Genomic DNA, 13,231 nt, shown 5'->3' with positions numbered 1-13,231 from the left:
CTATCCTGAAATACAAAAAGAGGACTCCCGTTATATTTCTCCCCAAAAAAAGACTCATAGAAATTAACGGGAGATGAATTTTTGCCAACAAATAAACCGACCAGCGGGAGACAACTTACACGAGTTGACATTGGTGTGTAGATTAATTTAAACTAGGGAAAGTATTAATAGTGGTCGAACTAATGCTTACATTAACTTACGAATTTAAAGCTAATCCCAAATAAGCAACAAATTGAGGTAATTGAACATACTTTAAATGTTTGTCGCTCCGTCTGGAATTATGCTTTAAGAGATCGTAAGGACTGGCTAAGTTCTAGAAAATCCCCTGTTAATTCTTGCTCATTTATTCAGGAATATATTATTTCTCCTGACGTACCTTACCCTAATTATCACAATCAAGCTAAAGCATTACAAAGGCCAAGAAAACTAATGACATACTCAAATCAGTAAACGCTCAAGTTTTACAACAAGTCTTGAGGACTTTAGATAGAGCTTTTGCCGATATGCAGTCCAAAAAGTTAGGCTTTCCGCGCTTTAAAAATAGGGATAGAATGCGGTCTTATGTATATCCTCAAATGCTAAAAGATTGTATTAAAGGTAACGAAATTAAATTACCACACTAGGATGGGTAAAGTTTAGAAAGTCTAGAGAAATACCTGATGGGTTTGAGTTAAAACAAGCTCGCATTGTAAGGAGAGCTAATGGTTACTTCATGATGCTTTCTTTACAGTTAGATGTTAATATTCCTGACGTTTCTTTTCATGGACATCCTTTAGGTATTGACTTAGGTTTAGATAAATTCTTGGCTACTTCCGATGGTGAACTTGTGGATAGACCTCGATTCTTAAATCGACTACATCGTAAGCTGAAATTGCTACAGCGTAGATTAAGAAATAAGAAAAAAAGGCTCTAATAATAGACACAAGTTAAACAAAAGATAGCTAGATTACATCAACGAATTTCTGATACTCGTAAAGACTGGCATTTCAAGTTAGCTCATCGTCTTTGTGACCAATCACAATCAATATTTATTGAAGATATTGATTTTAGGTCATGGGCTAAAGGAATGTTATCTAAACATTGTCTTGATGCTGGTTTTAGACAATTTCATAACCATTCTTAAATGGGTAGCATGGAAAAGAGATGTTTTTGTTAATGAAGTTGACAAGAATTTTACATCTCAAATTTGCCCTAATTGTGGGTTTCATACTGGTAAGAAAACCCTTGATGTTAGAGAGCATAATTGTCCTGAATGTGGGTATAAAACCCACCGAGACGTGGCAGCAGCGCAAGTTATCAGAAATCGTGGTGTAGAAGAATATGCGCTAGGGCATAGCGTATCTGAAAATGCCTGTGGAGATGATGGGACGGGGGCTTTGCCTAGTTACCAATCTGTGAAGCAGGAAATCTTAAGCGCGAGTTTAAGAATCCCTCGTTATAGCGACGTAGGAGCTTAACGAGTGGAGTATGTCAAAACTGGAGAAAGTTGAGCGGATAATGTTATTCCCATAGCAATCTCACTAATATCTAATGTTGTTTTAGTCATAGAATGATTATATAAACGGCAAAATTGTTCTTTAAATTTTACAGAATTAACTATCTGTTGAGCAAATTGTGCTGCTTGTATCAATCTCGCTGATATTTGTTTAATGCGAAGCAATCTCTCATTTTGTTTTCTAACCTTGTCTACTCTCTCCCTTTGGCGTTTCAATTCTTGTAAATCTTCTAGATAAGCTTTAAGTTCATCATTATCTAGATCATCAAACTCGTTTGATTCATCTAATTGATCAGACATCCCTAATCTTCCTACTGTTAAAAATTTTAGATATAAAATGCAAAGCTACTAATATAGCTTATCATACAAAATTACGATAATATAAGTATTAGGTCATAATTTACTGTAAATAGATGATTTAATACATTCAGGAACCTTTATCAAGATCGATCCCTATTGATTGTTGATTCTAGAAAGAATTAATGAATTAGTCTTAGAAGTGATTGCAAAATACAACTTAATAAGAAAAACATTCTATTCCCTTTATCTATCACAAATTAGAGCAATTATTTTTATTAACATCAACCATCGTCAATGTACAAAAAAGCTTACGGAATTATTGAAACAAAAGCCCCCCTTCATGTCGGGGCAAGTTCAGGAGAAGAAACCGGTAATCTTAACTTGATTTTTCGTGACCAATTTACACAAACAGGTATCATTCCAGGGTCATCAGTTAGGGGAAGATTTCGGGCTGATATGCGAAGAAAACGCTTGCAATGGCAACAAGAAAAACAAGATAAATTACCAATTGAATATGATGAAAATCATTGGTATGGACTAGGAAGTGATGCAAGTGATACAACAGAAGCTTTAGTAAAATTTGAATATGCTTCTATTGTTTGGTTGCCCGTTTTTTGTCCTGGACAACCTATCGTATGGATAAGCTGTCCTCGACTATTACAAAGATATCAACAAATTAGAGAAATTAATGAATCTATTCCTAAACCTTATACTGCTTCTGCTAACTTAAAAGGTCGAAATATTCAAGATAAATCACAAATTTTATTCTTTAATTTAGGCTTTTTAGAAATAGAAAATAATGCCGACTTATCTCCTTGGATACCTGATAAAATTAGTATTCCTAAAGATAATCTAGTGGTAGTAGATAACAATGATATGGCACTTATTCATGATATGGCCCTCTATCGCCAAAGTCGAGTTAAACTACAAGATGACATGAAAAAAGTTGACACAGGGGCGTTTTTTAACGTTGAAGCATTACCCGAAGGAACAATTTTAGTCTTTCCTATTGCTTTAAAAGAAAGGGGTTGGCAACCCTTTAAACTGTTAGATAAACAAGAAAATAAACAAATTTATCCCTTATATTTTGGTGGACTTGAATCCATTGGTTTTGGTCGTTGTGATGTTACATTAGGAGGGGATATCTAATGGCATGGAAAACCTATGATTTAGATAGAAAAGCACAAAAGTTAGTGATTAATGCGTTAAAAAGAGATCCCAATTCTCTCAATCAATCTTATAAAATGAGAATGGCTTGCGCTTATGGTTTAGAAAGATTTTGGGGAGAACAGTTAAGATTACAAAAAAAAGAGAAAAATAAATCAATCTACTGGCAAGAAACCTGGGATGCTTTAGTGACTATTATGGCAGAAGCCAACCGAAGTATTCCGAATGATAAAGTTAATGTAGATAACCCCTCAGCCATTGAAAAAATGAGCGAGAAACTATGGTCATTAGATCAAGATACTCAGCGAGTTACTTTAGCTGTTTTAACCCAACTATGTGATGCCCTTGTGTGGTGGACACAACGCTATAAAGGCAGTAAAAATGATAGTCCCGATGAAGATTAAACCATGAAACTTTCTCAAGCTTATCAAAAAGTTCCTCTGATGTACCGCGCCCAAATTGACGAGCGATCGCAACTTCAATATATTAATAAAAATCAAAAACATGATATAAAAAGATGGGTGTCAGAATGGACAGAAAGAACTTATCAAACCTCTCCTAATTTTGGTATTGATGTTCAAACTTGTGACATTTCCTTTGACTGGCGTTTAGTTTGTAATGGGGGTCAAGATGATGGCATTGTTCGCCCTATTATCGGTGCAAAAGGCTATCCTTTTTATCCAGGAAGCAGTATGAAAGGGGCATTTTCTCGTGTGTGTACGCCAGAAAAAAAAGACTATTACTGTGGAAAAATAACCCCTGATGGAGAGATGAAGCCAGGAATTTTAAGATTTCATGGTGGTTATCCCATTGACGAAAACTGGCAAGAAAAATTAATTGATATTATTCATCCTCAGCAAACTTTCCAAGTCAAAAACCAGCAAAGAGAAGGGGGCGCATTTTCTCAAATTTCTTTATATCAACCTATCCTAAGATTTGGGATTTCTAGCATAATCGAATTAGAAGAAAAAGAATGGCAAACCATTTGGAAACTTTGGAAACAAGCCGCCTCAAAAGGCTTAGGAAGTAGAGTCAGTGCCGGTTATGGATATCCTCAAGAATATAGTGATAAAGTTATTTATAAAACCAGTATACAAGGTCAGGGAATTGCCCCGACATTATTAGATGAGACAGCCGAATTTAGACCCAATATTTTTAAAGCAGGCATTAGAGGACACGCCTTAAGAATTTTCGGAGGATTAACAGACGAAAACACAACCATTCAATTAGTAGAACAATTATTTGGAGGCACAAAAAATAAAGGTGGAACACTAGGTTTATTAGCAATGAATTTTCAAACCGAACAGTTAGAAATCGATTCCTTTGGTAGTGGTTCTTGGAAAGTAAAAACCTATGATGTAACAGGACATTTAAATTGGAGGTTAACCCAATCTTTGCCACCCGAACAAGAAGAAAAATTGCAAGAATTAATCCGATATTTAACCCGCTTTGCCATGATTTTTGGAGGATTTGGCAAGTCTTGGCGACGGGCTGATCATCGTTTATTTTACCCTGAATATTATGAGGGAAGACAACAAAAACCCTTAATCGGTTGTCATTGGCAATGGAGTGGTAAACGTTCCTTAATTTTCGATGTTCAAGTTAGAAAATTAGAAAAAATTTCTACTTTTATTAAACAAGTTCAAACCATTGCTAAAGAGTGGATGCAGTTACAAGGGGTCAATATTAATCATCAATATACTGATCATTGGCGCGAAGCATGGCATCCGGATAAAGTGCAAGTATGGGGAAGAATTGCTATCAATGAAGAAGAATCAGAAGCGATCGCATGGTTGCATCAACCTTATCGCAAAGGAGATCCACAATATAACATCCCCGAAGGTAGCATCTATCAATCATCCCTCACCGGACAAATAAAACAGATAGGACGATTGTGGCATAGAATGTATCCAGTGATACGCTTGGTTAAAGCTCCCAATAATCCTAAAAAACCCCTGGCAAAACAGACCCCAAAATACCTGGAATTATTAACCCTCTTTCCTGATAATTCTCCTAAATCACAAGAATTCATTGCTTATCTGAATACCTCTGCAAACGAATTTCAGCGACTCTATCCCCAATAAAAAAGCCAGAATTCCCTAAGTTAATATCATAGAGAAGTCTGGCCACATTTAGTTAAAGTAAGAAAAATGATCTTAGAGATCACCACCCCGAAACGCCAACACAGCGATGACGATAGGGCCAGCAATAACGATCAAGCCAACAAAAGTTAATTGAAAAATCGGTTCTAAATTAAGGGCTGCTAATAACTCCATTGTGTTCTCCTAAACTTACCCAATGAATAATATTTAAGGGCAAAAAGGCCAAAAAAACCATAGTGCTTGAATAACCCTACCATAGAAGCAGGTTAAAATTAAAACAAAAGCATCAACACTCAACAAACATTTATGCCGGATTTGTCAAACTCCATCGCCACCCATTACCATCAACGGACAAAGTACGATCCCAAAACCATTGCTAGTAAAAATAAAGGACTCGACTGGTCAAAACAACCAATTCCTTTTAAAGCATACAAAATTGGCAAATCTTACGATTTGACTCCTTATCTATCAGCCAAATTACCCGATGTTCCCCACGCCTTACAATGGCGACGACTTTCTCGCCTGTTTGGTTGTAGTTACGGACTTACGGCGAAAATTCCTACTATGGGGACTCCTGTCTATTTAAGGGCAGCCCCTTCTGCTGGTGGACTCTATCCTGCAGAAGTTTACTTAATTTCTCGGGGAACCCCGATGTTACCCCCCGGACTCTATAATTATCAGCCCCAAACTCATAGTTTATTACATTTTTGGGATAGTGATGTTTGGGAGAATTTACAACAAGCTTGTTTAGATCATCAGGCCTTAGAAAATAGTCAATTAGCCATCGTTACAACCGCTATCTTTTATCGATCTTCTTGGCGATATGAAGATAGGGCTTATCGGCGTATTTGTCTCGATACAGGGCATTTATTAGGTAACATTGAATTAGCTTCTGCCATGACTGATTATCGTCCCCATTTAATTGGTGGTTTTGTGGATCATCTTCTCAATGAAATGTTCTATTTTAACCCCGAACAAGAAGGGGTTATTTCTATTATTCCTTTAACGGATTTACTAGCAGAAAATAGTGAAACTGTCAAGACATTTAAACCCACTGCTTTACCTTCTGATATAAAAACAGATTATCCTCAAGTGTCCGATGGAGATTTATTATATTATTTCCATCAAGCCACAGAAATTAAAGAATTAGAGGAAAATGCAGTTAAAGAAATAACCACAGAAAAAAATAATTTAGAAGATAAATATAATTTCCCTTTTTGTTTAAAAGTTTCCACGAAAACCGCAGCAGTTGACTGGGGAAATAACCTAGATTATTTAGAAAAAACTATCTTAAAACGACGTTCTACCCGAGCTTATACAGGAGAAGAATTAACCTTAAATGAATTAAAATCTTTACTCCATTTTACCTATCAACCTCAAGATTACTTAGCCCAAGGCTTTGATCAACATCCTGACTATTTTGACCTAAGTTTAATAGAAACCTTTGTCGCAGTTTCTGGGGTCGAAGGGTTAGAAGCCGGTTGTTATTATTATGCCCCCAAAGCACAAGAATTAAGACAAATTCGCTTTAAAAACTTTCGCCGCGAGTTACATTATCTCTGTTTAGGACAAGACTTAGGAAAAGATGCCGGGGCGATTATTTTTCATACCGCCGACTTACAAAAAGCAGTTCAAAAATACGGCGATCGCGTTTATCGTTATCTACATTTAGATGCTGGACATTTAGGCCAACGATTAAATTTAGCCGCCATACATCTCAAATTAGGAGTGAGTGGAATTGGCGGATTTTTTGACGATCAAGTTAACGAAGTTTTAGGCATTCCTGAAGATGAAGCGGTTATTTATATCACCACTTTAGGACGACCTAAATATCAATCCTTAGGATAATCAGTGACCAGTGAACAGTGATCAGTTATCATCATTTATTAATCATTGTCAAACACCCTGAAAAAGTTAATAAAGCCAGTTAATGCCCCAATAGGACTAAATACAGTGGTTAACGTATCAGAAGCAGCCGTTAACAGATTACGATTGACAATGACCACATCATTATTCTTCAAAATAGGATTATCTCCCTCTTCAATTCCTTGGGCAAGATTGATATCAATATCCCGTTTAGTCACCGTTCCATCGGGGTTTAAACGGACTAACTCAACCGTAGCAGTATTTGATCGTCTTTGATCAAAGCCACCGGCCGCCAAAATTCCTTGATTTAAAGGAGTATTGGGAGGAACTTCGATAGTTCCTGGACTTCTCACCTCTCCCACCACATTGACGCGAATGACTCCAGGGGAAAAACTAGCCGACGCTAAAGGTTCCGCTTCATCTGCGGCTAAATCTTGGGCCGTGGGAATGATGATTGTATCCCCTTCTTGTAAAATAACATCTTCTTGAATGTTTCCTGTTTGTAGTAAATTCCAGAGATCAACCTCGATGATTTGTTGAGATCCATCTCGATTATAGCGACGCACTTCAACTTCACGTACATCAGCTAAGGGTTTAACCCCACCGGCCAGTTGAACGGCCAGGGTAAGTCTGGGAGGTTGCCGACGAATGTTTCCTTCTGAACCAGCAGAGGTAGTACGTTCTGGCGTGACACGATAAGACCCCGGACGGTACACTTCCCCAACCACAGCAACATTAATTTCTTGGTTCGCCACAATCCCAAAATTCGCGTCAGAAAGCAGTCGGGTTTCAGCGAGATCAATGGTTTCCTGGGTGGGAATGATGATTTCGTCCCCATCTCTGAGGGTAATATCTTGTTTGAGTTGACCTTGTTTGATTAAATCCAATAAATTGAGGGTTAAAACTAGGTTTTCTCCTTTATGTTGCCGTTGAATTTTCACATTTTCGAGATCCGCTACCGTTGTCACTCCCCCTGCTTGTTGAATCAGTTGGGTGACAGTGGGGAATTTTTGGCCCCCTTCGACAGGAAGAAGATAAGACCCTGGACTATTAATTTCTCCTGCGATCGCTAATTTTAAAGGACGAGGGGACACTAAACTAACGGTCACGGAGGGACGTTTGACATAAAAGGTGTATTGTTGGGTCAAAAATTCCGTTAATTGGGTTAAGGTTAGTCCTTGAACCGGAAAACTCCCTAACAAGGGTAAGGATAGGGTTCCATCCACTAAAATTTGATAGTCTCCACTAAATTCCTCGACGGGAAACACCGTGACTCTGATGATATCCCCGGCACCTAAGGTATATTCTGTTTCTGTGGATGATAAAAAATCTTGATAGCTGAGACTCGGATAGGGTTCTAAAGGGGGTATGGGATCTACAGCAGAGGGTTGACCCACTCCTGGCCCACACAGTAGTGATGAAATCATGACCCACTTGCAACTCACTAAAACAGGAAATAACCTTCCACACTGACAGAATTTTTTGATCATCGATTTGCTCACTCACTCACCCTCAAAATTTTAACTTATTCAATTCCCTTTTGTAGCCATCAGGCAAGACATGATAAGGTTCATTAATCATTAATGATTAATGATTCATCATTATTTAATTTAGTTTCAAGATTTGGCTTGTTACTCTCCTAACCTTAAATTAATTGTCCATCAATCCTCTCAGCAATACTATAATCAAAATAGCAAAATCGATTCAAATCAACAAACACAAACATGGACAAAGACAAACCTCAATGGTTAGAAATTGGCAGAATTGTTGGAGCCAAGGGACTCAAAGGAGAATTGAAAGTTTTGTCAAGTACGGATTTTCCCGAAAGATTTGAAACAGCCGGAAAACGATGGTTACAATCTCCTAATGATCCCTCTCCTCAACCCATTGAATTAATCAGTGGTAAACCGGTCGCTGGTAAAAATATTTATATTGTTCGCCTAGAAGGTATCGACAATAGAAATCAAGCGGAAACCCTACGAGACGCTAAACTCTTAATAAAAGATGAAAAAATACCCGCATTAGAGGAAGAAGAATATCACGTCTCACAGTTAATTGATTTAGAAGTTTATCATCACCAAACAGGGGAATTGATCGGTGTTGTTGTCGATTTATTCACAACGGGTCACGATTTACTAGAAATAAAATTAGTCGATGACACTGAACCCAAAACTAAAGACAAAAAAGTCTTAGTTCCTTTTGTTTATGACATTGTTCCTATCGTAGATTTAGAACAAAATAGAATAGAAATTAATCCCCCTAAAGGACTATTAAGTTTAGCCAAGTAGTTAGGAAACAAGGAACAAAAAGCTTGAAGGATAGCAGGACAAAAAAAGGTGTTTGTCACTGGTTAACGTTGAAACCGTTATGGAATCAACCATTGTAAGAAAGCTCATTTCCTATCCCCCAATGGGTAGCCCTATAACGGTTAAGAAACAAAAAATTAAGAATAACTTTGCAATTGACCTGAGTCATCTAGAAGCATAACGGGTTATAATGCAGTTTTGACTCAATTGTAAATTTTATCGACTAACGTTAAGGAGGCAGCTATTCCTGAGCAATTAAACCTAACCGTGAGTTTAAGGGGAACTCATGAAGTAAAAGGTAACTGTCAAATTTTCCGATTAACTGGCCTATTAGATGCCTTTTCAGAACCCGTATTTCGTAAAGTCGTTGGACAGTACATTGACGAGGGGCCTTACGATATTATTCTCGTCCTCTCTCAAATCGATTTTATCGATAGTTCGGGACTAGGGGCGTTAGTTCAGTTAGTCAAACAGGCACAAAACCATGACGGAACCTTACAAGTGGTCACTAACCCAAGAGTGACTCAAACCGTTAAGCTAGTTCGTCTGGAAAAATTCTTATCCCTACAAACCAGTTTAGAAGATGCCCTGGCTAACTTGAAGAAAAAGAAAAAATAGTTAGAATGAATAAGTCTATCTTGACTCCCATTAGTCCCCATTATCAAATTCCATGAGTCAGCATCATCCTGGGGTTAACTTTCAGGTAATTATGGAGGCAAAAGACTATGAAAATATTAGTCAATTGTCCCCGGCCTTTTTAGCTTACATTGGGGATGCGGTTTATGAACTTTATGTGCGGACTCGTTATTTATTTCCGCCGCGCAAAGTTAGGGACTATCATAATCAAGTGGTGGCTCAAGTTAGGGCTGAAACCCAAGCCAAAGCCCTACAACGACTAACCCCCTATTTAACCACCGTTGAACAAGATATCGTTCGACGGGGACGCAATGCAGCCAGTGGGTGTCCTCGTCGTTTACAACCAGAAATTTATCAACAAGCGACCAGTTTAGAAACATTAATAGGGTATTTATATTTACAAGACACCCATCGCTTACACGAACTGCTTGAAACCCTCATTTTGTGAATGATAATCATGTCTAATAAACCTGTTCCCAGAAGCGATCGCCGTTCTCCAAGAAAGGGTAAATTTTCAGGGAAGAAACCCATGCTTTCGTCGCGATCGCAAACCAATATTTCTGCTGAACCTCAAGAAAGCGACGATGATCTCATATATGGTCGTCATTCAGTGTTAGCGGCCTTAGAAAGTGATCGCCAGTTGAACCGTATTTGGATCACCAACCGCTTACACTACGATCCCCGTTTTCATAACCTCATTCAAGCCTCAAAAGCCAAAGGGGCAGTGATCGATGAAGTTTCCCTGCAACGACTCTCTCAAATCACTAACGGGGCAAACCATCAAGGGGTGGCTGCACAGGTTGCCCCCTACACCTATCATGAGTTAGATGAATTAATCGCTCAAGCAAAGGCCAATAGTGATACACCGGTGATCGTCATTGCCGACGGTATCGCCGATCCTCATAATTTAGGGGCGATTATTCGCACCGCCGAAGCTATGGGCTGTCAAGGGTTGATTATACCCCAAAGACGGGCTGCTGGTGTCACCTCCACTGTGTCTAAAGTGGCTGCAGGGGCCTTAGAATCCTTTCCTGTTGCTAGGGTGGTTAACTTAAGTCGGGCCTTAGAAACCCTGAAAAAAGAAGGATTTTGGATCTATGGGACCGTTGCTGAGGGAGGAAAACGGTTACATGACTTTAATTTTAACGGTGCCATCGGTTTAGTGATTGGTTCCGAAGGCAGTGGGTTAAGTTTATTAACACAACGCTGTTGTGATGAATTGGTTTCGATTCCGTTGGAGGGTAAAACTCCTAGTTTAAATGCGTCCGTGGCTGCTGCGATTAATCTTTATGAAATTTATCGTCAACGGTGGTCAGAAAAAGTTCATATTAATTAGTTGAATCAGATTGATGGGGATTCTGTTTCACCGGTTTAATGGGTTTCGGTAAGGGAAAACGACGAGGAGAAGAAAGGGGACGATCCAAAGTTGGGCTAGAAGATGAGGGGCGATCGCCAGTGTTGGGTCGTTTCTGAGGACGAAACTGTGACGGACTGCGTTTTTTGTGGAAATCACCCATATTTTTCTTCATAATTCCTAAATTAGTCCCTGTTCTTATAGTCAGTTGATTATCGATTAGTTCGACTTGCAGATCCCAAAAACAACCCACTGCTTTGTCAGGAAGGGTTCCTTGCAATTTGAGTTTAAAAAACTTAGGCTTTCCAGAGGCATTCTTAGGAGACTGACGAATTTTAACAATGACAATTTTTTTTTGATGGGACGCATAAATGACTTGTCCACGAATGGAGAAATCCCCACTTTTGATGGGAAGGCCGGAGGTGAGACGATCTTCATTAATAGATAAATCTTTGGTTTGTGGGTGTAGGGTTTCTGGTTCCCAGACACCCGCGATTTGCAATTGAAGTTGATTGTCAGCAAAGCGAGTTCGAGGGTAAACAACCCACAAATGAGGTTGAGCTAAATCAATATGTTTTTTAAATAGACTCAGCATTTTACCAAGGACAACCGTGTCTATAATCTTGCCTTCTTTGGTAATGAGTATTCCTCGCGTTTGATGTTCTTGGGAACGCTGATAGTGACCTTCAATTAACCCAATCGCCCGGTATTGCCGAGGACGACTCGGAGAAGGAATCGGAACGTTATTGTCAAGGTCTTTGTCAGAGGAAGATAGCATAATTTCAGCCGAGTCAAGGAATGCTTCTGATGACTAAATTATCAGTTTTCTTTAAGAAGTATGAGTAAATCAAGTATTTTTTAAGATATAGATCATCAAAAATGAAATGAACCCTATCAAGATATAATCCCCGTACCTTTTTTTAGGCCGAGGATTATCACTCATAAGAGATAAACTTAAAACTTATTCCGCTTTGATCCTTTCATAAACTTCTATATAGCTGGTTGCAGAATTCCGCCAAGAATTGTCCTGACGCATTCCTTGCACTGCCAACTTATTAAATCCTTTGCGATCGGTGTACCATAACTCTAACGCACGATGCATGGCTGATTCTAAAGCAGAAACATCGGTTTGATAGAAAACGAAGCCATTGCGCTCTTCTGGTGGATGATTTTCATCATAATCGTAATCAAACACTGTATTAACTAAACCACCGACCCCACGGACAATGGGAACAGTACCATATCTTAGGGCGATCATTTGCGTTAAGCCACAGGGTTCATAATTACTGGGAACCACAATCATATCAGCACCTGCATAGATGAGGTGAGATAATTCTTCATCGAAACTCAGTTCTAGATGAACGTCTGGATGATCATTGAAACGATGTTTTATCTGCCAAAATAGATTATTGATGTGAGCAGAAGTCGCTGATCCTAATAAAACAAACTGAGCGCTTCGTCGCAGAGCGTACTCTAGGGCGTGATGAACTAAACCTACTCCTTTTTGATCATCAAGACGACCCACAAAAGCAATCAGTGGTCTATCTTTTTCCTCTAACCATAATCGTTCCCGTAAGCCTTTTTTGTTATAGGCTTTTAACTCAAATCATCCGGACCGAACGGCATTGAAATATATTCATCTATTTCCGGATTCCACATTTTATAGTCTAAACCATTAAGAATACCACCAAATTTATCTTGGTGAACATATAATGTATGACCTAATCCATAACCTTCAGTCCCAAAACGCGCTTCCCAGGCATGGTGAGGGGACACAGTATTGACGGCATTAGAATAAACAATACCGCTTTTCATAAAGTTAATATGATTGGGAATAGAGTTATCTTTAAGGCGATCAGGACTCAGATAATAAGGGTGATTATCTAACTGAATTGCCCCTAGAATACTAGCAGGACCCCCTCCTTGATGTTTAAAATTGTGGATAGTGTAACAAACCCGTTGACTATCCATACCACGATATTTATACTGCTCAAATAACATTACA

At 38.6% G+C, this 13,231-nt stretch carries 12 protein-coding genes and 2 pseudogenes; 9 read left to right on the top strand and 5 right to left on the bottom strand.

The features are described 5' to 3' along the window. Positions 1-182: 182 nt before the first annotated feature. A pseudogene (locus C4E06_RS28710) lies at positions 183-1,457 on the top strand (RNA-guided endonuclease InsQ/TnpB family protein). Here C4E06_RS28710 and C4E06_RS10220 read toward each other — a convergent pair. Beyond that, positions 1,454-1,795: a hypothetical protein gene (locus C4E06_RS10220; RefSeq protein WP_107667976.1), complete on the bottom strand. Its 342-nt coding sequence runs from the start codon at positions 1,793-1,795 to the stop codon at positions 1,454-1,456. The pseudogene C4E06_RS28710 and the gene C4E06_RS10220 overlap by 4 nt on opposite strands. Before the next feature lie 294 nt (positions 1,796-2,089). On the opposite strand from C4E06_RS10220, the gene C4E06_RS10215 reads away from it, so the two are divergent. The 3 genes from C4E06_RS10215 to C4E06_RS10205 are packed head-to-tail and all read left to right on the top strand — an operon-like array spanning position 2,090 to position 5,046. Continuing rightward, positions 2,090-2,944 (top strand): RAMP superfamily CRISPR-associated protein, encoded by an 855-nt coding sequence (locus C4E06_RS10215; protein WP_107667975.1) that lies wholly within the window; start codon positions 2,090-2,092, stop codon positions 2,942-2,944. Then, positions 2,944-3,366, top strand: a complete 423-nt coding sequence (locus C4E06_RS10210; protein ID WP_107667974.1) for a hypothetical protein — start codon at positions 2,944-2,946, stop codon at positions 3,364-3,366. Before C4E06_RS10215 ends, C4E06_RS10210 begins: the two co-directional genes overlap by 1 nt. A gap of 3 nt (positions 3,367-3,369) precedes the next feature. Further along, complete coding sequence (locus tag C4E06_RS10205) at positions 3,370-5,046, top strand: RAMP superfamily protein (protein ID WP_107667973.1); 1,677 nt, start codon at positions 3,370-3,372, stop codon at positions 5,044-5,046. Positions 5,047-5,118: 72 nt separating this feature from the next. Here C4E06_RS10205 and psb30 read toward each other — a convergent pair whose 3' ends face one another. Beyond that, positions 5,119-5,238: a photosystem II reaction center protein Ycf12/Psb30 gene (gene psb30, locus C4E06_RS10200; protein ID WP_008273783.1), complete on the bottom strand. Its 120-nt coding sequence runs from the start codon at positions 5,236-5,238 to the stop codon at positions 5,119-5,121. Between the two features lie 132 nt (positions 5,239-5,370). Between psb30 and C4E06_RS10195 the strand changes: the two genes are divergently transcribed. Continuing rightward, the gene (locus C4E06_RS10195) at positions 5,371-6,912 is read left to right on the top strand and encodes a SagB/ThcOx family dehydrogenase (protein WP_107667972.1); all 1,542 of its coding nucleotides are present in this window, start codon (positions 5,371-5,373) and stop codon (positions 6,910-6,912) included. A 38-nt stretch (positions 6,913-6,950) separates the two neighbouring features. On the opposite strand, the gene C4E06_RS10190 is transcribed toward C4E06_RS10195, so the two are convergent. Beyond that, positions 6,951-8,420: an SLBB domain-containing protein gene (locus C4E06_RS10190; protein ID WP_107667971.1), complete on the bottom strand. Its 1,470-nt coding sequence runs from the start codon at positions 8,418-8,420 to the stop codon at positions 6,951-6,953. A gap of 234 nt (positions 8,421-8,654) precedes the next feature. Between C4E06_RS10190 and rimM the strand changes: the two genes are divergently transcribed. The 4 genes from rimM to rlmB all read left to right on the top strand — a co-directional run bounded on the left by rimM (position 8,655) and on the right by rlmB (position 11,208). After that, positions 8,655-9,218 (top strand): ribosome maturation factor RimM, encoded by a 564-nt coding sequence (gene rimM / locus C4E06_RS10185; protein WP_107667970.1) that lies wholly within the window; start codon positions 8,655-8,657, stop codon positions 9,216-9,218. A 285-nt stretch (positions 9,219-9,503) separates the two neighbouring features. Next, positions 9,504-9,854 carry an STAS domain-containing protein gene (locus C4E06_RS10180; protein ID WP_107667969.1) on the top strand — a complete coding sequence of 117 codons (351 nt, stop codon included), beginning with the start codon at positions 9,504-9,506 and terminating at the stop codon, positions 9,852-9,854. A 91-nt stretch (positions 9,855-9,945) separates the two neighbouring features. Further along, on the top strand, positions 9,946-10,320 hold the full coding sequence (locus tag C4E06_RS10175) for a Mini-ribonuclease 3 (protein WP_232826216.1): 375 nt from the start codon (positions 9,946-9,948) through the stop codon (positions 10,318-10,320). Between the two features lie 9 nt (positions 10,321-10,329). Then, entirely contained in the window at positions 10,330-11,208 is an 879-nt protein-coding gene (gene rlmB, locus C4E06_RS10170) for a 23S rRNA (guanosine(2251)-2'-O)-methyltransferase RlmB (RefSeq protein ID WP_107667967.1), read from the top strand. Here the strand turns inward: rlmB and C4E06_RS10165 are convergent. Continuing rightward, positions 11,201-12,004, bottom strand: coding sequence for a hypothetical protein (locus tag C4E06_RS10165; RefSeq protein ID WP_107667966.1), 804 nt, complete (start codon positions 12,002-12,004; stop codon positions 11,201-11,203). The two genes, rlmB and C4E06_RS10165, sit on opposite strands and share 8 nt — an antisense overlap. A 183-nt stretch (positions 12,005-12,187) precedes the next feature. Next, a pseudogene (locus tag C4E06_RS10160) lies at positions 12,188-13,231 on the bottom strand (glycogen/starch synthase); the annotation flags it as partial.

The organism is Cyanothece sp. BG0011 (assembly GCF_003013815.1).
In the GTDB taxonomy this organism is placed as follows: Bacteria; Cyanobacteriota; Cyanobacteriia; order Cyanobacteriales; family Microcystaceae; genus Crocosphaera.
The sequence above is the reverse complement of the archived record's forward strand: the minus strand, read 5'-3'. Positions and strand labels throughout refer to the sequence as shown.